General features: G+C 40.7%; 23 protein-coding genes and 4 tRNA genes. 14 read left to right on the plus strand and 13 right to left on the minus strand.

What is annotated here, in order from left to right:
- Window positions 1-30 precede the first annotated feature (30 nt).
- Entirely contained in the window at window positions 31-1,446 is a 1,416-nt protein-coding gene (locus V7K67_RS31525) for an isochorismate synthase (protein ID WP_335169952.1), read from the minus strand.
- Between the two features lie 311 nt (window positions 1,447-1,757).
- Here V7K67_RS31525 and menA point away from each other — a divergent pair, with 311 nt between their 5' ends.
- From menA to V7K67_RS31540, 3 genes are read left to right on the plus strand one after another with little or no spacing between them, the layout of a single operon-like run.
- On the plus strand, window positions 1,758-2,654 hold the full coding sequence (gene menA / locus V7K67_RS31530; protein WP_335169954.1) for a 2-carboxy-1,4-naphthoquinone phytyltransferase: 897 nt from the start codon (window positions 1,758-1,760) through the stop codon (window positions 2,652-2,654).
- A 26-nt stretch (window positions 2,655-2,680) separates the two neighbouring features.
- Window positions 2,681-3,688 carry an o-succinylbenzoate synthase gene (locus V7K67_RS31535; protein ID WP_335169957.1) on the plus strand — a complete coding sequence of 336 codons (1,008 nt, stop codon included), beginning with the start codon at window positions 2,681-2,683 and terminating at the stop codon, window positions 3,686-3,688.
- On the plus strand, window positions 3,673-5,103 hold the full coding sequence (locus V7K67_RS31540) for a 2-succinylbenzoate--CoA ligase (protein ID WP_334733788.1): 1,431 nt from the start codon (window positions 3,673-3,675) through the stop codon (window positions 5,101-5,103). Before V7K67_RS31535 ends, V7K67_RS31540 begins: the two co-directional genes overlap by 16 nt.
- A gap of 40 nt (window positions 5,104-5,143) precedes the next feature.
- Here V7K67_RS31540 and V7K67_RS31545 read toward each other — a convergent pair whose 3' ends face one another.
- The 6 genes from V7K67_RS31545 to V7K67_RS31570 form a co-directional block, all read right to left on the minus strand.
- Window positions 5,144-5,587 carry an acyl-CoA thioesterase gene (locus V7K67_RS31545; RefSeq protein ID WP_334733789.1) on the minus strand — a complete coding sequence of 148 codons (444 nt, stop codon included), beginning with the start codon at window positions 5,585-5,587 and terminating at the stop codon, window positions 5,144-5,146.
- A 16-nt stretch (window positions 5,588-5,603) separates the two neighbouring features.
- Window positions 5,604-6,062, minus strand: a complete 459-nt coding sequence (locus tag V7K67_RS31550) for a type II toxin-antitoxin system VapC family toxin (RefSeq protein WP_335169959.1) — start codon at window positions 6,060-6,062, stop codon at window positions 5,604-5,606.
- Window positions 6,059-6,325, minus strand: coding sequence for a FitA-like ribbon-helix-helix domain-containing protein (locus V7K67_RS31555; protein WP_334733791.1), 267 nt, complete (start codon window positions 6,323-6,325; stop codon window positions 6,059-6,061). The genes V7K67_RS31550 and V7K67_RS31555 overlap by 4 nt, the downstream gene beginning before the upstream one ends.
- A 105-nt stretch (window positions 6,326-6,430) precedes the next feature.
- On the minus strand, window positions 6,431-6,622 hold the full coding sequence (locus tag V7K67_RS31560; RefSeq protein WP_334711888.1) for a type II toxin-antitoxin system VapC family toxin: 192 nt from the start codon (window positions 6,620-6,622) through the stop codon (window positions 6,431-6,433).
- A gap of 4 nt (window positions 6,623-6,626) precedes the next feature.
- Entirely contained in the window at window positions 6,627-6,893 is a 267-nt protein-coding gene (locus V7K67_RS31565; RefSeq protein ID WP_335169962.1) for a type II toxin-antitoxin system VapC family toxin, read from the minus strand.
- Complete coding sequence (locus tag V7K67_RS31570) at window positions 6,890-7,156, minus strand: FitA-like ribbon-helix-helix domain-containing protein (RefSeq protein ID WP_334733792.1); 267 nt, start codon at window positions 7,154-7,156, stop codon at window positions 6,890-6,892. Before V7K67_RS31570 ends, V7K67_RS31565 begins: the two co-directional genes overlap by 4 nt.
- Before the next feature lie 242 nt (window positions 7,157-7,398).
- Here V7K67_RS31570 and V7K67_RS31575 point away from each other — a divergent pair, with 242 nt between their 5' ends.
- The 3 genes from V7K67_RS31575 to V7K67_RS31585 are packed head-to-tail and all read left to right on the plus strand — an operon-like array spanning window position 7,399 to window position 11,053.
- Complete coding sequence (locus tag V7K67_RS31575; protein WP_334733793.1) at window positions 7,399-7,851, plus strand: hypothetical protein; 453 nt, start codon at window positions 7,399-7,401, stop codon at window positions 7,849-7,851.
- 12 nt (window positions 7,852-7,863) lie between these two features.
- Window positions 7,864-9,903, plus strand: coding sequence for a hypothetical protein (locus V7K67_RS31580; protein WP_334711892.1), 2,040 nt, complete (start codon window positions 7,864-7,866; stop codon window positions 9,901-9,903).
- On the plus strand, window positions 9,893-11,053 hold the full coding sequence (locus tag V7K67_RS31585) for a P-loop NTPase fold protein (protein WP_334711893.1): 1,161 nt from the start codon (window positions 9,893-9,895) through the stop codon (window positions 11,051-11,053). Before V7K67_RS31580 ends, V7K67_RS31585 begins: the two co-directional genes overlap by 11 nt.
- 143 nt (window positions 11,054-11,196) lie before the next feature.
- Here V7K67_RS31585 and V7K67_RS31590 read toward each other — a convergent pair.
- Window positions 11,197-11,281 (minus strand) — tRNA-Ser (locus tag V7K67_RS31590).
- 131 nt (window positions 11,282-11,412) lie between these two features.
- Entirely contained in the window at window positions 11,413-12,333 is a 921-nt protein-coding gene (locus V7K67_RS31595; protein ID WP_335169965.1) for a TIGR04168 family protein, read from the minus strand.
- Between the two features lie 149 nt (window positions 12,334-12,482).
- On the opposite strand from V7K67_RS31595, the gene nadA reads away from it, so the two are divergent.
- The 4 genes from nadA to V7K67_RS31615 all read left to right on the plus strand — a co-directional run bounded on the left by nadA (window position 12,483) and on the right by V7K67_RS31615 (window position 15,193).
- The gene (nadA, locus tag V7K67_RS31600) at window positions 12,483-13,457 is read left to right on the plus strand and encodes a quinolinate synthase NadA (protein ID WP_334733794.1); all 975 of its coding nucleotides are present in this window, start codon (window positions 12,483-12,485) and stop codon (window positions 13,455-13,457) included.
- A 123-nt stretch (window positions 13,458-13,580) separates the two neighbouring features.
- Window positions 13,581-13,666: transfer RNA gene (locus V7K67_RS31605), tRNA-Tyr, on the plus strand.
- Between the two features lie 87 nt (window positions 13,667-13,753).
- A tRNA-Thr gene (locus V7K67_RS31610) sits at window positions 13,754-13,825 on the plus strand.
- 201 nt (window positions 13,826-14,026) lie between these two features.
- Window positions 14,027-15,193, plus strand: coding sequence for an Arm DNA-binding domain-containing protein (locus V7K67_RS31615; RefSeq protein ID WP_335169967.1), 1,167 nt, complete (start codon window positions 14,027-14,029; stop codon window positions 15,191-15,193).
- A 12-nt stretch (window positions 15,194-15,205) separates the two neighbouring features.
- Here the strand turns inward: V7K67_RS31615 and V7K67_RS31620 are convergent, their stop codons facing one another.
- A complete protein-coding gene (locus tag V7K67_RS31620) occupies window positions 15,206-15,922 on the minus strand; it encodes a group I intron-associated PD-(D/E)XK endonuclease (protein WP_334733797.1) in 717 nt (238 codons plus the stop codon).
- 72 nt (window positions 15,923-15,994) lie between these two features.
- Window positions 15,995-16,067, minus strand: a tRNA-Arg gene (locus V7K67_RS31625).
- A gap of 358 nt (window positions 16,068-16,425) precedes the next feature.
- On the opposite strand from V7K67_RS31625, the gene V7K67_RS31630 reads away from it, so the two are divergent.
- The 3 genes from V7K67_RS31630 to V7K67_RS31640 all read left to right on the plus strand — a co-directional run bounded on the left by V7K67_RS31630 (window position 16,426) and on the right by V7K67_RS31640 (window position 19,101).
- On the plus strand, window positions 16,426-17,085 hold the full coding sequence (locus tag V7K67_RS31630; protein WP_334733798.1) for an Npun_F0813 family protein: 660 nt from the start codon (window positions 16,426-16,428) through the stop codon (window positions 17,083-17,085).
- A 141-nt stretch (window positions 17,086-17,226) separates the two neighbouring features.
- The gene (locus tag V7K67_RS31635; RefSeq protein ID WP_334733799.1) at window positions 17,227-18,078 is read left to right on the plus strand and encodes a hypothetical protein; all 852 of its coding nucleotides are present in this window, start codon (window positions 17,227-17,229) and stop codon (window positions 18,076-18,078) included.
- Between the two features lie 21 nt (window positions 18,079-18,099).
- A complete protein-coding gene (locus tag V7K67_RS31640; protein ID WP_334733800.1) occupies window positions 18,100-19,101 on the plus strand; it encodes a transposase in 1,002 nt (333 codons plus the stop codon).
- Window positions 19,102-19,366: 265 nt separating this feature from the next.
- Here V7K67_RS31640 and V7K67_RS31645 read toward each other — a convergent pair whose 3' ends face one another.
- Complete coding sequence (locus V7K67_RS31645; RefSeq protein WP_334729773.1) at window positions 19,367-20,308, minus strand: ADP-ribosylglycohydrolase family protein; 942 nt, start codon at window positions 20,306-20,308, stop codon at window positions 19,367-19,369.
- A gap of 205 nt (window positions 20,309-20,513) precedes the next feature.
- On the minus strand, window positions 20,514-21,455 hold the full coding sequence (locus V7K67_RS31650; RefSeq protein WP_335169970.1) for an ADP-ribosylglycohydrolase family protein: 942 nt from the start codon (window positions 21,453-21,455) through the stop codon (window positions 20,514-20,516).
- A gap of 393 nt (window positions 21,456-21,848) precedes the next feature.
- On the opposite strand from V7K67_RS31650, the gene V7K67_RS31655 reads away from it, so the two are divergent.
- On the plus strand, window positions 21,849-22,388 hold the full coding sequence (locus tag V7K67_RS31655; protein WP_334729775.1) for a hypothetical protein: 540 nt from the start codon (window positions 21,849-21,851) through the stop codon (window positions 22,386-22,388).
- Window positions 22,389-22,589: the final 201 nt, after the last annotated feature.

Raw genomic sequence — 22,589 nt, forward strand, 5'->3', positions numbered from 1 at the left:
TTTCTAGGTCGAACTACTGGAGAATTAACTTTAAACTAATGCTTTGAGTAAAGCCTGAAGTTTAAGTTGTACCTCTGCAAACTCTTTGTCAGGATCGGAGCCAGCAACAATACCAGCACCAGCATACAACCTCGCGCGATCGCCATCAATTAATGCTGAACGAATTCCCACAATAAACTCGCAGTTTCCCTGAGAATCTATCCAACCCAGAGGCGCAGCATACAAACCTCTCTCAAAGCTTTCATAACGACGAATTTCCGCACAAGCAACATCTCGTGCTGCACCGGCAACGGCTGGTGTAGGATGCAGTTGTCCGACAATTTTTAATGGGTGTATATTAATCGGAACTGTGGCACTGATTGGTGTCCATAAATGCTGGATGTTAGATAATTGTCGCAGACGAGGTGCTAATATTTGAGGTGATAAACCTAACTGAAATAGACGTTGAGTTATGAAATCAAGTACTAGCGAATGTTCATGCTTTTCTTTTTCACTATTGAGTAAGCGATTGGCATTAACTGCATCTTCAGCAGGGGTTTTGCCTCGTGGTGCAGAACCAGCTAAAGCGTCAGTAATTAACTGTTGATTATTAATACTAATTAATCTTTCTGGACTGGCACCAATAAAGTTTTGTCCCTTGCCATTGCTTGTAGAGAAAATATAACAGTTAGGATGTATTTGCCTAAGATTACTTAATGATTTAACTAAGTCAAAGTGGTTGCTTGACTTTACGTCTAATATATCTGCTAATACAATCTTACTTAGATGACTAGAACGAATTTTTTCCAAAACAGATACTACTGAACTTTTAAATCGAGCCGCATTTGTGACAGATTTCTTGTATGATTTTGCTGAGAAAAAATCTATATTAGCAGAGTAATCTTCTAAAGATTGGATAAATGCAATTTTATTTTGCACATTATTTAACAATCTTTCAATATTTACATTTGCATTAATAATTATATTTGTTACTAATATGCAGCGCTGATTTTTTACAGCTACTTGCCAACGTGGAAGAAAAATGGTAGCAGATGGAAATGGATAATCTACTTGGGCGTTTTTATCAAAAAAACTGAAATAACAAAAAAAGTGAGGACCAGAAAAAGGTTGGTTCGCGTTACCAAAATTAATTATACTTTTTAGACAAGATTTGATAAAATATTCTGCTTGACTAAAACGGCCTGCGCCATCAATCTGTAATTTTGCCACAGCATCAATTGCTGCGATCGCTTCTCCTTTACCTCTGTCCTCAAAGTAAAAATTTATTTCATTTGCTTGTGTAAGTTTATCCAATACAAGTAGAGGATCAACTAAATCGATCTCTTGGGAGATACTGACAATTTGCCGACAATTGTTGTTGACGCACTTTTCTTGCACTGCTACCAGAAATTGATATAAATCTTTGTGTTCTACAAAGAAGTTGTTACGACATGGTGAAACTGTCATGGATCTAACGATAGTAAATTTTTTTTAAGTTAACTTTCTAGAGTGTAATTAATCGTGGTCGTATTTTTACAGGTAACATATTAAGTTGTCATTTCACCAGCGTAGGATTTGCCTTGTTCATGGTGTTCCTAAACCCTGACAAGCTAGTTCCAGCCTTGGGCTGCAATGTGAGGGTAGGGTGTTAACAACGCAAGTTTAAGAAGCCACAGTAAAAGCGGCAGTTATTTTGATCTCATGAATATCTAACGTCTCTTTAAATTATAAAATCTCAAGTGTGAGTAATATTCTGGCAATTTAATTAATCACGACTGATGACTACCAAGCAAATTTCATATCCCAACACGAAGTTATGGATGGCAGCGATTAAACCGCCAATGTACAGCGTTGCCATTATGCCCATTTGGGTAGGAACCGCAGTGGCATTTGCCGAAACTAAAATTTTCAATGGTGTAGTATTTTCTACTTTTGTAGCTGCGGCAATCTTAATTCTTGCCTGGGAAAATATCAGTAACGATGTCTTTGATTCCGAAACAGGTATCGATCAAAATAAGCACCATTCTCTGGTGAACTTAACAGGCAATAAGCCATTAATATTTTGGATAGGAAATTTGTGTTTAGGTTTGGGGTTGCTGGGCATACTAGCGATCGCCTTTTGGCAACATGACCTAACTGTGATTGGTATAATTTTACTATGCTGCGGTTTAGGATACACGTATCAAGGCCCTCCCTTTCGTTTAGGATATCAGGGTTTAGGCGAGATTATTTGCTTTTTTGCCTTCGGCCCCTTAGCAGTGGAGGCAGCCTACTACAGCCAAACCCAAACTTGGTCAATGACCAGTTTAGCAGCCTCAGTGATTGTCGGCATTGCCACAACCTTAATTTTGTTTTGCTCACATTTTCACCAAGTTAAGGATGACATAGCCGCAGGTAAGCGATCGCCTATCGTCCGTCTGGGAACCCAAAAAGGAGCCCAACTCCTAGTTTGGTTTACTGGTAGCATTTATCCCCTCACCTTGCTATTTGTGCTATTGGGGATTTCTCCAGCTTGGACATTATTAAGTTGGGTGAGTTTACCCTTTGCTGTCAAATTATGCCGCCATGTCCAAGAGAATCACAACCAGCCGGACAAAGTTAGTAACTGTAAATTCATCGCCGTAGCTGTGCATTTCTGGGCTTGCTTGTTGTTGGGATTGGGATTTATAATTTAGCGCATTGGGCATTGGGCATTGGGAAAATGACTAATGACTACAAATTTGAATTTCGTCCTTATCAGCGAAGATTTTTGCGATCACTTACCACCAATCATGGTAAGTGGGATATTCGTGAAGGTATTATCCTCCGTCTTACCGATGAATCAGGTAAAGTCGGCTGGGGAGAAATCGCCCCCATTAGTTGGTTTGGTTCCGAAACCCTAGAACAAGCCTTAGATTTTTGTCGCCAACTCCCAGAAGAAATCACAGACGAAACGATTTTTTCGATCCCAGACGAGTTACCTGCTTGTCAATTTGGCTTTGAGTCAGCGTGGGAGTGGGGGAGTGGGGGAGATAATTTTATAACTCCTAACTCCTCACTCCTCACTCCTCACTCTTCACTCCTTTTGTACAGCGCCTTGCTAGCAGCAGGAGAAGCGGCTTTAAATCAATGGGAAAGATTGTGGCAGCAAGGATATCGCACGTTTAAGTGGAAAATTGGTGTGTATGCGATCGCTGATGAACTAGAAATTTTTGAATCACTCATACACACCTTACCAGCCTTTACCAAACTGCGATTAGATGCCAATGGTGGACTTAGCTATGAAGAAGCTAACTTATGGCTGCGGACTTGCGATAATCTCAAGGCAAATGGAGAACTACCCCTAGAAATTGAATTTATCGAACAACCGCTACCCGTTGAACAATTTCAAGGGATGTTGGAATTGAGTACGAGTTATGAAACTGCGATCGCTTTAGATGAATCTGTCGCCACACTTGGGCAACTCGCCGCCTGTCATCAACAAGGTTGGCGAGGGATTTTCGTCATCAAGCCTGGGATAGTGGGATCACCATCTCGTCTGAGAACGTTTTGCCACCAGCATCAAATTGATACTGTATTTTCATCAGTATTTGAAACTGCGATCGCTAGACTTGCAGCACTCCAACTAGCAGCCGAATTATCCCGAAATAACAGGGCAATTGGTTTTGGTATTGACCATTTTTTTGAACAAGAAGAAACGTGGTTTCAAACTTTATGGAACGACCTTTAGACTATCTTAATAAACTGGCTAAAAATGATTGGCTTATCGGTTACAGCAGCCATCAATTTAATCAAATAGCTCAACAATTATATTTAGAACTAACACAATTATCAGCGTGCGGAACACCACCAAAAATCATCTTAGCTGAACGCGAACCATTACGATTTCTAGCAAGTTTTATTGCCGCTTGTGCAGCGAATTGTCCAGTTTTTCTTTGTAACCCCGATTGGGGAACACAAGAATGGCAACAAGTCTTTGATTTAGTACAGCCAGATATTATTTGGGGAGAACTCCTCCACTCTCCCACTCCCCCACCACCTATTACAAACACGATTAATCGCGTCTCTCCCCATCTCTTACTCTTTCACTCAGCACTTAGTACTCAGCACTCAGAACTGATTCTGATTCCTACAGGTGGTTCATCAGGAGAAATTAAATTTGCCATTCACACTTGGGAAACTTTCATAGCATCTGTAAAAGGATTTACCGAATACTTTCAACTAAAGCGAGTTAATTCCTTTTGTATATTACCGCTATACCACGTTAGCGGTTTAATGCAATTTATGCGTTCTTTCACTACCGCAGGTAAACTAGCTATTCAACCATTTAAAGCCGTAGAATCTGGTCAAATATTAGATATTAAAAAATCAGAATTTTTCATATCTTTAGTACCAACACAGTTACAACGCCTTCTACAAAATCCAGAATTAACTGAATGGCTATCTCAATTTAATACTGTACTTTTGGGAGGTGCGCCAGCATGGAACGAACTACTAGAAAAAGCCAGATTTCATCGCATCCGGTTAGCACCTACCTATGGCATGACAGAAACCGCCTCTCAAATTGCTACCCTGAAACCAGATGATTTTCTAAGCGGTAAAATGAGCAGTGGTAAAATTCTTCCCCATGCAAAAGTAACTATTTGCAATCAGCAAGGCGAAATTTTAAATTACAATCAAATCGGGAATATCACCATTCATGCTCAATCTTTAGCCCTTGGTTACTATCCTCAAACTAGAGAAAATCAAGCTGATTTCCAAGTAGATGATTTAGGCTTTTTAGATGATGAAGGTCATTTAAATATAGTCGGACGTGACAGCGACAAAATTATTACAGGTGGCGAAAATATTTACCCAGCAGAGATTGAATCAGCTATACAATCCACTCAAATGGTTGCCGATATTTGTGTCATCGGCATTCCAGATAAACACTGGGGACAAGCCTTAACAGCGATTTACGTCCCCAAAAAATCAGATACCTCTGCCTTAAAAATCCAAACCCTACTCAAAGAAAAACTCAGCAAATTTAAAATCCCTAAATATTGGATTCCCCAGCAAAATTTACCCCGCAACTCCCAAGGTAAAATTAACCGCCAACAGCTACAGCAAATAGCCACAGAATTCCTCCAAAATCCCATCACATAATCTCTCTCGACATTCTTCTCTCTGCGCCGCGCCAGTTGCTTCAAGTCGGGGAACCCGCCCAACGCACTGGCTTCTCTGCGTCTGGGCGGTTCGTTTCCAACCACTGAACTATGTTATCAGGTAATTCCCGCTTACTTCTACTACTCACATCAATACAAACATGACGAGTAATAGCCTTAGCAACTACCACCTCACCCACAGTAATTTCGTAAGTAATTTCAAACTTCTCAACACCTATTTTTTGGGAAATTAAGCTAATCAGCAACTTGTCCCCAACAAACATAGGGCGCAAAAAATCGACACTAGCATGAACAATCGGAAACCCCACAGACGGATTAGTAAAAAAATCTTTGAGATTAATACTTGATGCTTCTAAAGATTCTTCATAAGCTTCATGGCAAATACTCAAAGTATTAGCAAAATAAACTACCCCAGCAGCATCAGTATCTTGAAAGCGAACCGTGCGGTTATAAGTAAAAGACATTTTTGATAATTGAATATTAAATTGACTCCAACGGTGGAACCTCGAAGTCATTAAACGAGGAAACATTGTAAGACGAAGCGGCTATTGCCTTCACTAGCTTACCGTCGAGAGTCAGCAAAGTAGCACCTACCTGCTGTGAAAGCGCAACATAAGAGCCATCGTAGGCAGAGATTCCATAATTTAATGCGATCGCAACTGCATCCGCCATCAAGTCAGCTGTGGAGACAACACGCAAAGGGAAAGCTTTGAGGGTGGCTAAATCTGTCTGAACCTCAGCAGCAGTGTACATCCTTGCACGGACATACTTCAATAAGGCGTTAGCACACTCAATGTAAAAGAGGTCTGGAACAAATATTTCCGTCTGTGGATTGGCAAAATGGTTGAAAAGTTGATTAACTTTGGGAGTTAATGGATCAGCAATAAAATACTTGATACACACACTGGTATCTAACACGTATCTTAGAGGGGTAGTCATCTGTCGCGGTCTTCTCGAATCAGTTCAGTACTATCAGGTAATCCGAAGTCTGCTGGATTCACGCGGCGACGCTGGCGACTTTCTTCTAGGACTTTAAGTACATTCTGGCGTTTCTGGTCTTCTATTTGCTGTGCTTCAGTTTTTAAAGCTTGTTCTAACAGAGTTATAACTTGGGCGTTAATTGAACGGTGCTGAGATACCGCTAACTCTTGCAGCTTTGCATACAAATCATCGGGTAAATTTCTTACATAAAGGGTAGCCATCGCTTGACCTCAAAGTAGAATTTATCAAAATGATAGCACAATGCAAGCAAAAGGGTGGTGCGATCGCTTTCTCGTTAGAGACAAAACTCGACCAGGTGATCACTTCTACATTGACTCCAACGGCGGAACCTCAAAGTCATTAAACGAGGAAACATTATAAGACGAAGCGGCTATTGCCTTCACCAGCTTACCGTCGAGAGTCAGCAAAGTAGCACCTACCTGCTGTGAAAGTGCGACATAAGAACCATCGTAGGCGGAGATTCCATAATTTAATGCGATCGCAACTGCATCCGCCATCAAATCAGCCGTGGAGACAACACGCTTTAGGGTTGCTTTTGAGAGTTGCTAAATCTGCTGGCACATCAGCAACAGCATAAAGTCTGGCGCGGACATACTTCCAAATGATGTTGCCACACTCAATGTAAAACAGGTCTGGGACAAAGATCGCAGTTTGGGGATTGGCAAGATGAGTAAACAGTTGATTAACTTTTGGAGTTAGTGGATCATCTGGTATAAATTGCTTAATAGCTACACTTGCGTCTACAACACATCTGAGAGGGATAGTCATCTGTCTCGGTCTTCTCGGATTAACGCAGTACTATCCGGCCATTCCATATCAGTCTGGCGACTCTCACGGCGAAGGCGAATTTCCTCTAAGAGTTTTGGGACATTTTTTCGTTTTTCCTCTTCTGTTTGCTGTGCTTCAGTTTTTAAAGCCTGTTCTAACAGAGTTATAACTTGGGCGTTAATGGAACGGTGTTCAGATGCCGCTAACTCTTGCAGCTTTGCATACAAATCATCGGGTAAATTTCTTACATAAAGGGTAGCCATCGCTTTACCTCAAAGTAGGATTTACAATTATGATAGCACTATGCAAGCAAAAGGGCGGAGTGGGGCGATGTCTCTCACTTTTGATAAATTTTAATTAAGTTCCAATTATGATTATAATACCCAAGAAAATCAGTCAAATTGTGGCTTGACCCTCAAAACCTATGATTCATAAATAAAAAGTAATTTGACAGTTAGATTTAATCTAGATATTCATAAATAATTACTTTGGAGAATTAATTCTTGTGAGCAGCAATAGTTCAAGTCCATTAAAGGTTGTTCTTTGGCAACCGTGTCGCTGGGGTAAAAAATACTTAGATACTAACACAAATGCTTTAGTTGAACCGACATTTTATCAAGAAGAAATTTATTCTTGGGAACCCTTTGGAGATCCCTTTGGCTCAGTGACTAGCAGTGAGCAAACTCAGCGACTAAGAGAAGAATTAATTGAAAAATTTACACTAGTAATAAAACCTGAAAAACGTGGAATTTATCAGTTTAAGCAAGTCATACAAGTAATAGACGAGATATTGTCTAATAATGAATCATCTTGGAGTGATTTAGAAGAGCTTGGACGCTTATCTAATAGTGATAGTGTCAACCTTCGTCAACATCAACTTTTGGCCTTACGCCAGCATATTCAGTGGGTGTGTGATACCTTTGTTAATGTTCCAGATGTCAATGTGTCCCTTCATTAAAAGAATAACCTTATGACATTAAAATTGTTTAGTAAAGAAGATGCACTAAAATGTATTGCCCAAATAGGTAAGAATGGGGAGGCATTTGAAATATCTCTTGGTGAAGATATTTGTTTTGGACGTGACAAATGGGTGAATGTCGGAACTATTACATTACAACCAGGAGGGCAATATCTTGAAAATGAAACTAGATATGATGAGTATTGTGCAGCTAAATTTGGTGGATTTGAATGGCAAATACTATCCTTAGAGAAACTCAATAATAATATTACTGAAGCTCTTGAGAATTCACAGAGTAAGGATAGAGTTCAAAAAGCTTTCAGGGAAGGATTGCAGGATGTACTCCGGAGGACATTATTACTTTTACCTATTTTTGATGTTGAAACTATTGGCAAAATACCTTTGCAAAAACCGATAACGATTGTTACAGATACATCAGCTATTCACCAAGGAGGACTTGATTTTATATGTCGGTTTCTTAGTCCTTGGGCAAGAATAAAAGTACCAGCTATTGTTCATATGGAAATAATTAATCAGGTAGATAGGTACTTCGCAACTCGCAGAGACAGTCAAAAAAAGAACAAACCTGTTGCTGCGGCACTTCGAGAACATATTCTCAGCCAGGGTGGTCAACGAACTTTACTTCGTCTAGAATTTTCAGATGCAGAAATAGAACGTGGTGACTTAGGTGCAGATCCCCTACGGGGTATTGTGACACCGAGTAGCGATCCTGAAGATGGTAATCTTAAACTACAAGAGATTGTTAGGAGTTTTGCCGATCGTCTGATTTTAGAAACTGCACGGCGCTTTCAAACTCAAGTTCGCCCGGATCATGCCCTAGCTCTTCTAACTAGTGATCAAGGTCTAGCCAGAATGACGATGGCTGAAGGAATGGATGTGTTCTTTTTTGAATCTCGTTCTTTTCCTAAATTTGATGGTAGAAAACTCACTGGCTCTCTTTTTCATCCTTTCAGTCAAAAAATATATACAGTACCACTAACAGATGTCCTTTGGGAATTAGCTGTATCTTTTGGTTGCCTGCGCTTGCAAAATTACAAAACTAACGATTCATTGGAGCTATGGGGTATACCTAGTGGGGAATATACTTGGCAACCATTTCACGTCAAAGATGATCTTCTTTGGGGAAATTTTAACTCTGGAACATCCTCTGCAACAACAGATAATACCTCTATTGCGCTATCAACTGACATACAAAGCCAAGATCAGACTGATGCAATTTCTAGCCAAAATATAGAAGCAATAGCTAAGGCATATGCATTTAGTCCAGATCAGATGTTCTTACTAATGAAATTGTTAGTAGACAAAGGAGAACTAACTAATCAAGAGGCTCAAGAAAAGTTGGGTTTAACACATCAATCTCGCTATAGTTTGTATAAAAATTTTCTGCATAGTGGAAAATTTGTTGAGCTTAATGATCATAAAATTATATGTACAGAATTACTAAAGTTTCTATGGGAAAGTATCTTGAACGAAAATCATAGAAAAGTTTTATCTTATTTGAAGAAAATACCATCATTTGACGCAATATGTAACTATGTAAATCAAAACAGAAGTGTTGAATATAGCACATTACCAATTTCAAATAAAGCGAAACCAACCTACATCAAGCTTGGCGAGGCAGCCTGTGCTTGGTTGAATATACAAAACCAAAAAATTGTTGCCACTGATAACATACCTAATTCACCAGATTTTGCTAATTTAGCAGTAAAGGTTTATAAATTAATTCGTTCACAGGAAGACACAGAATGGATACTTACTGGTCGCTGGTTAGAAGAATTAGCTATTAAATATGCTGTTCATCCCATATTGGCTAGAAAACTGGTGAAAGAAGCACAAGAACAAAACTTAGTCAATGTCTATGCTGAAGGATCTACTCCAGATACTCGTTTTGAACAGCACGATTTGTGGATAATTAAGACAAGTGACGGACTTCCCCAGTTAGAAAAAGTTTATCTGTATCATGGAGATTTTCTTATACCTGGTACATCTGCTGTACGTATCAAGCTAGAAGGAGTTAAAAATGCCTCTTGAAAATCTATTTACAGATGAGGCGACTGCTAACGCACCAGAAGAACAACCCAAATTGCTCTATAAAAAGTTTGGTGTGTTGAGTAACCCTTTTCCCAGTGCTGGGCAAACCAGTGGTCATCCGCATATGTCAACAGAAGCAGATAAGCAAGTTGATGCTGCGGTCAAGACATTTTATTCAGATCGCAAGTCTCATGTAATTTCAATAACTGCTAGTCAGGGGATTGGAAAGACTAACCTTCTGAATGCTTATGAAAATGCTTTGCGTGAAAAACTTTCTCAACATGGTTTTTTCGTTATTAGATACGTTCCAGATCCAGAACCATTTTTTGATCCGCTCATTAGGTCTATATTTGAAAATTTGGGAGAAGACTACTTACGTCGCTCAATTGATGCACTTGCAAAGAGGAAGCAAGAGATAGATGATATTGATAAATTATTAGAATTTGTGCGAATGAGCGAAATTAAAATAATGCTTAAGGCTCTTTTGAGTGTTATTAATTCCGAAGAAAAACTAAATGAGCGCCTATCTTTAGCATATCAATGGCTTTTAGGATTACCTGTAAGAAAAACTCATCAAACTGAACTGGGAGTAAATTTTCGTCTAGATACTGTAGAAGCGAAAACAAGAGCATTGCGAGACATTGTATATTTTGGTTCAGAAATGAAGACTTTAGAGGGTATTTTTATTCTTCTTGATGAATTGGAAAAACAGAATGGTAGCTTATCAAAAACTATTGTTTTAAGATATTTATCTGCTCTGCGGGCTTTAATTGATGCACTACCTAAATATCTTTTCTTAATGGTTGCTTTAACTACAGATGCCCTTGAACGTTACCGTGAGATGCTTCCAGCTATTAGAGGTCGTCTTGCTAATGAAGTTCAACTTTCACCTATAAGAAATGAAGAGGAAGCCGTAAAATTATTCAAATTCTACTTGGAACAGTCCAAAATGGAAGCCAGAAATTTTGCACAAAACAAACAATTACAAGAAGGAAATGATGTACTTTTACATGAAGATTCTGCTCGACTCTTATTTCACCAATTATTGAGAGGTAGTAACATTAAAGGCGTGCGGCAACGTGATTACCTTAATGCTCTGTATGAAAAAGCAGATGAGTCCATCAATGAATCTATGCCGACATTCCTTTAGTTAAGTTTTTTGAAGCTCTTGCTAACTTTAAGAATTCAATAGGCGCTTATCAAGAATAAATCACAGTTAAGCCGTTGCTCAGATTAAATCTAATCAATGGCTTACGCCGTTAATAAGATTTGTAAAATCTAATTTTTCTTCAACGGAGAGGGGGAGATTCGAACTCCCGGAGGTTTTAGCCTCATCCGATTTCAAGTCGGACGCAATCGACCACTCTGCCACCTCTCCAGTAAATCTGTCAAACTTGTGCTGATCCTAGTTTCAGACGCTATTCAGGCGCTTTTGTTGGTTAGCACTAAACTTGACAGATCATACTATACCCTATTATCTACGCAGATTGCACTACTGGATGCGAATGTCTACGACACAATCCGCGATCGCTCATACAAAATTTCCCCCTTAGCCACCTGGAAGTCATTCCCCACCCAAACTAGGGAAACTTGCGAAACCACACCCCCCTCTACCGTCACAATGGAAAAATTACGCAACTTCTCGCTGTCATTTTCCACAATCCTGGGGACACTAGCCGCATTTAAGTAAATTGTCCCTTCTGGACTTCTAAAGATGGGCTTGCGCTGCACCTTCTTGGTATGGCGTAAATCTCGGTGCATGTGACCAAATGTCACCAGAGGAATGGTTTTACCAGCAGTCAAGGCATGAGAAATCGCCTCGCCAAAATCTGGATCGCCAAAGTCGCCGCCAATGGGATGCCAGTCTTTGCCGCAGGGATCTTCGGGGCGATCGCCTAACCCACTAGGCCCATTGTGACCCAAAAATATAATCGTCTTGTAAGCAGCGCTTTTGATCGCTTTCACGATGCGATCGGCGGATTCTTCCAAACTCGTCACACCGTAACGTTCTTGACAGATTTCCGCGAATTTCCACTCTGGGCCACCCCAGGTAAAGGGACGACCCCCCACGACAGTTAAATTCCAAGCGGGAAAATCCAACTTACCGTAACCGACATGGGACGGGCCTAATAAATCGAGTTGTTCCTGTACCCAGTCTTCCTTAGAGCGGTCATAAGGAGCCTTTTTGCGTCCCCATTCGGTGGCGGTGTACCAGGCATCGTGGTTGCCCATTACGGCTGCTTTGGGAAGATCGAGGGATGCGATCGCTCTGACCACTTCCACCGACTCGTTGCCAAAATCCCCGACAAACAGCACTAAGTCAACACCCAAATGCTTGAGTGCAACGCCATCTTCCACTTCCCATTGGTCGTGAATATCTCCAACTACAGCAATTTTGAGGTTTATCGATTGAGTTTTCTGACTGGTCATGCCACTTTCCTTGCCGTCTATCTCCAGGATATGAAACTCAGCCCGATTTGGACACAACCCCAAAATATCAACCGTCCACTATTTTTGGTAAAAACTACTATAATTGAATCCACAGGACATACATTTGCAACATAAAGCACCCCTAAACTGTGTTTACCACTGCATTAGCTCAACGAGAAAACACCCAACTGGGTGAACTACCACTCTTATTGTTTGCCGCGATTCAGAGTCTCAAAAAAGAACTCAACGCCGTTATCCTGGCACATTATTATCAAGAGCCAGATATTCAGGATATTGCCGACTTTATTGGGGATTCATTACAACTGGCAAGAGCCGCCGAAAAAACCAATGCGGATGTGATTGTCTTTGCTGGCGTTCACTTCATGGCAGAAACAGCAAAGATACTTAATCCCGATAAATTAGTACTTTTACCAGATTTGAATGCTGGTTGTTCTTTAGCAGACAGTTGTCCAGCAGATGAATTCGCAGCTTTTAAAGCAGCGCATCCGAATCATTTGGTGGTATCTTACATCAATTGTTCTGCTGATATCAAGGCGATGAGCGATATTATTTGCACCAGTTCCAACGCTGTGAAAATTATCCAGCAGATACCGAAGGAACAGCCGATTATTTTTGCCCCCGATCGGAATTTGGGGCGGTATGTGATGGAACAAACAAGACGAGATTTGGTGCTATGGCAAGGTAGCTGTGTTGTCCATGAAACCTTTTCAGAAAAGAAAATTGTCCAGTTAAAAATTGCCCATCCCGAAGCAGAGGCGATCGCCCACCCAGAATGTGAAAGTAGTGTATTGCGCCACGCCAGCTTTATTGGCTCCACAGCCGCTTTACTTAAGTATTGTCAAAACAGCCCTAGCAAAGAATTTATCGTTGCTACTGAGCCGGGAATCATTCACCAAATGCAAAAACTAGCTCCTGACAAGCACTTCATTCCTGCACCACCGATGAATAACTGTGCTTGTAACGAATGTCCGTTTATGCGGTTAAACACCCTAGAAAAGCTTTACTGGGCAATGAAAAATCGCACTCCCGAAATTACCATGTCAGAGGATATTCGCCTTGCGGCACTGCTACCAATGCAACGAATGCTGGAGATGAGCGTGTAACTAGTATTTTTATACCGATGGTAGAGACGCAGTTTTGTTGCGATCTCTACCCACAAGTTATTTTTTCTAACCACTTGCTATTTATCAAAGGTGGTGCTAATATTTTAAATCGTGAGACAAATCGGGTCGGTGTCCGAGTGGTTAATGGAGACGGACTGTAAATCCGTTGGCTTGCGCCTACGCTGGTTCAAATCCAGCCCGGCCCACCACTTACGAAGTTATAAGTTATAATGACTGGGTAAGCATCAAAACTCCCAGCATTTTAACTTCTAGCTGAAAAATCAAAGTTGTATTTCGCCCGTGTGGCTCAGTGGTAGAGCACACCCTTGGTAAGGGTGAGGTCACGAGTTCAATCCTCGTCACGGGCTTTTTAAATTTATAAATTAATCAACGTAAAGTTAAGAGTTTCAGCCTTTTTATGGAATCTGAATGTTGAAAAGCTGACTCTCTTACTTCCATTTTTGGCTATTCTAACTATGATTTTGACTATGATTTGGCTATGAGCTTGTTTTTTGACTATGATTTGACTATGATTCTTATAGAGTAAATTATTTTCATAGTCAAAATTAATGCACAGAACACAAAAAGCGTCTAAAGGAACAGTAAGTGTTGAATCATTTCAAAGTCGATTACGTCTGAGACTTCCAAGGCAACTTTACGAGGGTACACAAAAGTATCTGACCCTGAATTTAGCTGATACACCAGAAAATCGTCAGATAGCAGAACAAAAAGCACATCAGATAGAGTTAGACATTGCATCTGGCGAGTTCGATGAAACACTAGTTAAGTACAAACCACAGAGACATTTATCTATAGTTACTCCTGGCGAACAGCAGAAGGTATTAACAATTTCAGACTTATGGAATAGGTACATTGATTACAAACGTCAATCTCTAAAACCTAGAACACTGGATAAACTAGGTGTACTAGAAAAACATATTAAACGCTGTCCATATCAAGAGTTGGATGAGGGTATTAAAATCAGACTTGCATTGTTGCAACAAACAACTACCTCACAAGCCAAAGATGTACTCATGTATCTTTCAGCAGCTTGTAAATGGGGAATGAAACATGGTTTAGTAACTTTTAATCCTTTTGAAGGGATGTACAACGAGCTTCCCAAGCATAAGTGGCAGGATAATTCACAACCTAATGCTTTTAGTGAAGAAGAGAAAGAAAAAATAATTCAGGCTTTTAAAAATCACAAACCATCTAAAGGTATAGGCTATAGTTATTACTCAGCATTTGTGGAGTTTTTGTTTTTAACAGGATGCCGACCATCAGAAGCTATCGGTTTGCAATGGAAGCATATTACACCTGATTGTTCTCAAATTACCTTTGAAGGCGCACTAGTTCAGGTGGGAAATGGTGAAAGGGTGAGAGTTCATGGCTCTAAGAACAATAAAAAGCGGGTTTTTAACTGTAACCAACGACTACAAGAATTAATTTTAGAAATCAAACCAGAACATCTTGAGCCGGAATCTTTAATATTCCCATCACCGGAAGGATTATCAATACATTATAGAAACTTCTCACGTCGAGCTTGGGATAAAATTGTAGACCCATTAGTAGAATGTCAAACCACACCATATTCGTGTCGTGATACTTTCATCTCTGAGCAAATTACAAAAGGTGTTCCTACTGCTGTAGTTGCAAAATGGTGTGATAATTCGGTGGATGTTATAGAACAAAAATATCTTGATGCTAGACTTTTAGAGCAACTTAAACCGCTTTAGTATATTCACTGTTCAGAAATTCACATCCTTACTCAGGCTAAGATCATGAGTTATATCCTCGTTATGAGTTGTTAACTGTACTTCTACTTTTCCATAGGCCTTCTTCACCCAATATCCTCTAGGTGGCTTTTCTACTCCATAAGCCTTACACCACTTTTCTACAGCTTTATCAGACACGCCAAAATCTCTGCCAATTTGTGCTGTTGGCTTTTTCCAAACTAGTTTTTCTAGTTCTTCTTTTGATGGCCTTTCAACTTTTCTAGTGTGAATTCTAGAATCTGGGTTAACCTTTCTAGTTGTTAAATCAACGCCAAACTCCTTGTAGGTTCGCTTAGACGCTGCTTCAGTAAAGTCTGTAAAATCCTCCCACCAATAAAAAGGATTGGGTGATTTAGGTGGCGTTGTCCTGATACCGCAACCGCCAAACGTGATTGATGGATATACTACTTTGTTTATATCTGGCAAATAAAGACCATAGAAATCAAAGTCATCAGATTTGTACTTTTTCTCATGACAACCATTCTTGTCTGCCCAATTGCTTTTATTTTTCAGTGTGCCATCACTACTGTATTTAGCTTGAATTCTGTAACATTTGCTATCTTTGTAGGCAATCAAATCAAAGGGTGCATGTTCAGTTACTACTGGTACAAAAACTGAATATTCTTTCTCGACTAAATCTGCTATTACTTTAGCAGCTGCTAGATCACCCTTGTCTTTTGTGTGGTGCATTTACATGAACTCTCAAGCCTATTTGGTAAATTACCATGAAAAGGCTTCTTTAGGGTTCGTATTAAGTTAAAACGGGCGCGGCAGGGCTCGAACCTGCGACCAACGGATTAGAAATCCGTGGCTCTATCCACTGAGCTACGCGCCCAAAACAAAATAATGGCTCCCTATGGAGTCACCTACACTATTATATCGTCTTCACCTACCAAGAAGCAATCAAAAATTGCAGATTTACTACTAGCAAGGCTAAGATGCTAGTCGCTAGTTAGTGCAATCTACACCGAAAACAAAACAGATGGGGTATTGGTTTAGATATATTGTGTTGTCAAGGGGTTATTTGCCCGTTAGCGCTAACGTCCTCTGGGCGGCTACCTTCGGGAAGCATCTGGCGATCGCGAGGCTCATTTTCACAGTATGCTAGGTAATTTCAGCCTTGGCGATACTGCCAAATGCCATTATATATTCCATATTAAGAGTGCCCCTGTGAGGAGTTATTTGCTAGTGCCATGTTTATTCTCAAACGGCAGGATGTTGAAATATCAAGCATTCAGCACCCAAAAAAGGATCAGCAAGTGCCGATTCTCAGTTATCAAGGGCAAACTTTTCGCTTGATTAGTGTTTTCAAAGCTAGTCAAGAAGAAGAAGCTAGAGCCTTATGGAGAGAATTAACGGATAACCGGGGTAAAGCCTGTGTTTTGCTGGAGGAACCTGAACGCTTTAGCGTCTGGGGTAAAATCCGTCTAGAGCAGCTGGATAGTGACACAGGTGGTCATGGCAAAACGGCGATTTTAATCCAAGCCAGTATTTTGCTACTACAAGGTGTTTCCATCGATATTGAAGAGTTTTTAGGTGCTAGGCAAGTTGCATTATTTGAAAAAGATATTGCCGAAGTATTACAGCAGAAGCAATTTCCTCAAGCGTCTTCTCTAGAAGCGGTTAAATATTTGGTGTCTACTAATCCTTTGCCGACAGCCAAAATACCTGATTGGCAAGAAAATCATGTAGTTATCCTGTTACAAGAACTGCATCGATTAGGAAAAGCCTACTTTGGCAATGGTAATTTTACCAAACAAGTGATTTATAAGCTAGAAGATATGCCAGAAGCCGAGCGAGCGCTGTTTATCAATTGGCTAAATCAATCGCCACTGGGTAAACTATGGCAGTAGCATGGAAATTTTTTCAGAAATTCCGGCCACTGGCAACTTGCTTTTGGTGTCCGATTGTGTATTACTTGGCAGACACACTGCTAGATATACAGTCATTTAACTCAAAATACTGCCAGAGTGCATCTACATAAGTCTTGTCCTATGAATAACTCTTACGAGAATTCGTTCCTTTCTAAATCTATTTTCAACACTCAGAACATTGTCTTAGCTAATATTGGCTGGGCTGTACTAGCACTGCTATACTTTTTGTTGTTTAGTGCCAAAGTTCCCGGAGCCGATGGCATAGAAAGCCGGGCTGAGTGGTATGTGATTGGCACAAATATTTTTGAAGCTTTAGCTTATTTGTGTGCCAGTATCTTATGCTTGAGGAACTGGCTGAGTCCACAAATCGTCAGTGGCCGGAATGTTTGGCTCTTAATTGGGTTAGGTATGCTTTCCTATTTCATTGGGGGGATAATTTTCGGCTATACCGAAATAGTTTTAAAAGATGAACCGGATGTGTCTGTAGGCGATATATTTTTTGTACTGACTTATCTATTACTTGGCGCAGGCATGATTTTAGCTGTGGCTTCCAGGCGAATCAATCTGGAAAAATGGCAGTGGCTAATTGTGTTAGCAATTGCAGTATTCGGTAGTTTGTTGGCATGGTGGATTTCTATGCAACAGGAAACATCCACGGAACTGCTAGTCGCTATTTTGAACTGGTTTTACGTAGTTAGCGATGTGGTTCTGTTAATTATTGCTACCACTCTGCTGTTAGCCTTTTGGGGAGGAAGAGTTTCCCAGTCTTGGCGAATGATTGCAGCGGCGGCCTTTTCGCTTTACATTGCAGATATGTGGTTTAAATACGCCCAAGGACCCAATTATCAAAGTGGAGAGATATTAGAAGTGTTTTGGGTGTTTAGTGGAGTGTTATTTGGTATGGGCGCTGCCTTAGAATATGACGCATCACTAAGACGAACGCGGCGTACCAGCGGAAGAAAACGAGCTTAGTAAGGATTTTTGGTATCTACCGTGAGAAAATTAACAGACTCTGACAAGCAAGAAATTCTGAAGTTATATCGAGAGACTGCCGAAACAACCTCAACTTTGGCAGACCGCTACGGTGTGAGTAACTCGACAATTAGTCGCCTGCTCAAAAGTACTTTGCCAGAGGATGAGTATGAATACTTAGTCTCTTTAAAGCGGGCTGCGAGAACTCCTGAGGGTAGGGCACAGGTTAGCTACGAGCAGTTACCACTGCTGACTCAACCTGAGCCGGAGATAGAAGTTCCACCCATTGAAAAACCAGCCTTGGAAGTGCCAAAGGTTGAGCCACTACCACGTCGGGTAATTCGTGTAGAGCAGGAACTTTACTCAGAGGAAACGGCGGAGTCAATCGCCGCTAGTAGACGGGTGCGACGACGCCCCTCGGCGGCGGAAAAACCGAAACTCCGAGTCACATCTGAGAAATTAGAAACTCCAGAGCCAAAGCCGCCGGAAATAGTCAGCATCTCCATCCCACCCCTAAAGGTTGAACATCCAGGAGCGGCTGTCATCGCGCACATGCTGGGCGAAGATTTGCTAGACGAATCAGAGGATTTGGATGATTTAGATGATGATGATTTAGAGGATGACGATTTTGAGGAAGAAGACTTTGATGACGATGACCTGGATGACGAAAGACCTTTAGTTACAAAACGCAGACCAGGTGAAGCATCAGTTCAAGTTTTGCCTCTGTCAGTAGCCAATTTGCCGAAAACTTGCTATTTGGTCATTGACCGTTCCTCAGAATTAATTACCCGGCCTCTAAAGGACTTTGGTGACTTAGGGCAAATTCCCAGCCTGGAAACTCAGCAAAGAACTCTGCCGGTGTTTGATAACCATCGTGTCGCCAAGCGCTTTTCTACAAAGCGCGATCGCGTGATTAAAGTTCCAGATAGTAAAATGCTCCATAAGGCTCGTACTCATCTGCAAGCTAAGGGCATTACGCGACTGTTGATTGATGGTCAGGTTTACTCTTTGTCTACGGTTTAGGAGTTAGGAGTTAGGAGTTAGGAGTTAGGAGTTAGGAGTTAGGAGTTAGGAGTTTGGAGTTTGGAGTTAGGAGTTTGGAGTTAGGAGTTAGGAGTTTGGAGTTTGGAGTTTGGAGTTAGGAGTTAGGAGTTAGGAGTTAGGAGTTAGGAGTTTGGAGTTTGGAGTTAGGAGTTAGGAGTTAGGAGTTAGGAGTTTGGAGTTTGGAGTTTGGAGTTTGGAGTTTGGAGTTTCATAATTCTTAACTCTTAACTTTTAACTCCTAACTCTAAGTGTAGACAGCCCTTGCAAAACGTTCTGCTAAGTAAATAATGTCTTGTCTACGAGCAATTTGGTTCATCCATTGTTTGGGAATATTTTCCACCCCATAGTAAATTCCTGCTAACCCACCAGTAACGGCAGCGGTGGTATCGGTATCTCCGCCTAAATTCACAGCTTTCAATACTGCTTCAGAATAAGACGAGCTATTTAACAAACACCATAGGGATGATTCTAAGGTATCAATCACATAGCCACCAGAATTAATCTCTTCTACTGGTACCTTGGCAATCTCACCACTGAAAACTCTGCCAAAATGCGGCTTTTCTAACAAAAATTCTCGCACAGAATAAATTGTTTGGATATCTTGCAATCCTTGTAAATAAGCTGTTTGGGGGTCAGCCCCTTCTAACAGGGCCACTGCAATACTTGTATAAATACCACAGGCCATTTGAGAACGGAGATGAGCATGGGTAATGGAAGAAACTTGATGTACCCGCACAATCAATTCATCCAGAGTTAAACTTTTGTGACAATAAGCCATCGGCAAGATTCTCATCAGAGAACCATTGCCATTACTATTTTCACTACTACCACCTGCTTTCAGAGGTGGAGTTCCTTGTTTCCAGTTGACAATTGCCAAAAATGTGGTGTTACCGATATCAAATACTTCACCTTGAGCAGTCCAGTAACTTTCGTGATACCAGCGCCAAAAGGAATTAGCAATCGCATCTAGTGAAAATCCCTCACAAAGACATTCTGCCAAGCAAAAGGTCAGTGAACTGTCATCTGACCACGTACCAACAGGAACATCCCAAGTTCCATAACCCAGCATTGATGTGACTGGAGATTTTACTCGTTCAGCGCGGCTGGTGAACTCCACTGGCACACCCAATGCATCACCAATACATAAACCCATCAAACCAGACAATGTTTTTGCATCGGTTAGCATTGTTCAACCAGTATGAAACTTTTCTACTACTGATTTTACTTGCGAAAAGCCGCTCATCAAACAGTTGGTATAATTTCTAATTCAAAACTAGTGGTCTGTCCCATTAAATATAATGGGTGAACTCATTCTTCACTTTTCTTCCTTTGCGCTCTTTGCGTCCTTTGCGGTTCGTTCTCTTATCCCTCAAATTTAATGCGATACACCACTAGCTGTAAACAGCCCGTGTAAAACGCTCTGCTAAGTAAATAATGTCTTGTCTACGAGCAATTTGGTTCATCCATTGTTTGGGAATATTTTCCACCCCATAGTAAATTCCTGCTAACCCACCAGTAACGGCAGCGGTGGTATCGGTATCTCCGCCTAAATTCACAGCTTTCAATACTGCTTCAGAATAAGACGAGCTATTTAACAAACACCATAGGGATGATTCTAAGGTATCAATCACATAGCCACCAGAATTAATCTCTTCTACTGGTACCTTGGCAATCTCACCACTGAAAACTCTGCCAAAATGCGGCTTTTCTAACAAAAATTCTCGGACAGAATAAATTGTTTGGATATCTTGCAATCCTTGTAAATAAGCTGTTTGGGGGTCAGCCCCTTCTAACAGCGCCACTGCAATACTAATATAAATGCCGCAGGCCATTTGCGATCGCGCATGAGCATGAGTAATCGCCGAAACATCATGCACTCGCGCCAGCAATTCGCCTAAAGTTAAGTTTCTATGACAATAAGCCATCGGCAAGATTCTCATTAAAGAACCATTGCCATTACTATTTTCAACCTTGCCGCCCGCCTGATGGGGAACAACTCCCTGTTTCAGGCGCATAATCGCTGTGTGAGTAGTTTGACCAATATCAAAGACATCGCCACGGGGAGTCCAGTAAGCCTCCTTGTACCAGCGCCAGAAGGAATTGGCTATAGCATCCAACGAATACCCTCTACAAAGACATTCTGCCAAGCAAAAGCTTAAGGAACTATCATCTGACCAAGTTCCTGGTGGTTGATTCCATGTGCCATAACCCAACATCGTTGTCACTGGAGATTTTACTCGTTCAGCGCGGCTAGTAAACTCCACTGGCACACCCAACGCATCACCGACACATAAACCCATCAAACCAGATAATGTTTTTGCAGCGGTTAGCATTATTCAATCTCCACAAAAATTGCTCAAAATTAACTTTATAGATTCCCTCTATAGCTTGTTGCAACAGATGTTACAGCCTACTTTTTCATCCTCTGTGAAAAGCTCGGCAACAAATTGTTATTCGGGTATTTTATTTACCAGATACTTACTAAGTTCTAGTTCCAAATATTGTGCCAGTTTTCAAAGCGTCTATTTTTGGAACAAAGAACTCGGATTAAAAGACATTGAATGTAATTATAACAGCTAATTTATTATTTTTAGAGCTAGTTAGTTGTAAATTATAGGCATCAATAGAAACATTCATTTAATAAAAACTGGTAAATATTTGGAACATTTTCACACGATTTTCGACCTGTAATATATAAGTAAAAAATACAAAACTTGGTGAAAATTATGAAACGCTTACTCAAGTCTTTCTTGACAATTTCTGCATTGTCTTCCTTAATAGTTGCTCCTTTTGTTCTATCAGCTGGTCAAGCTTCTGCTGAAACCAAAAAGGGTACTGATGCTAGTTATGTTGGCGCTGGTGTTGCAGCTGGCGTTACTAGTGGCGGACAAGGTATCAACGACGATGCTACATTTGGCGGTAATGTCACAGGTCGCGCAAAATTAGGAAATACGCCGTTTTCTGCACGCGGTAATGTCCTCTGGAGTGATCAGACAAGTGCTATCATCCCAGAACTTTCTGTGGATGTACCCATCGCTAATAAAACTAATGCCTATTTAACTGGTGGTTATTCTTTTGTAGAGAAAGATGGCTCACCAACTCCCATAGGTAATAGAGATTCAGTAGTGCTAGGTGCTGGCGTTGAATCGGAAGTTGCTAACAATTTCCTCGTCTACACTAATGCCAAAGTCGGACTTGGTGCTTACCAAAATAGCGATGCTTCTGCTGTTAGCATCAATGGTGGTATTGGCTATCGCTTTAAATAAAAGATTATTGAGTCCTTATTCACTCTATACTTTACTTAAGTACTCAGGACGGGCTAAACGCCCCGCTACCGCTAACAGCACACAAAACTTACTACTTCAAAAAGCTGGTTTTGTTAAGTGTTAAATCACTGATAAAGTCGGCTTTTGCCGTGGTAAAATTAAAATATTCCTCATTATTCCGGCCGCATTACCGGGGATCAA

It is taken from the genome of Nostoc sp., from assembly GCF_036917155.1.
GTDB lineage: Bacteria > Cyanobacteriota > Cyanobacteriia > Cyanobacteriales > Nostocaceae > Nostoc.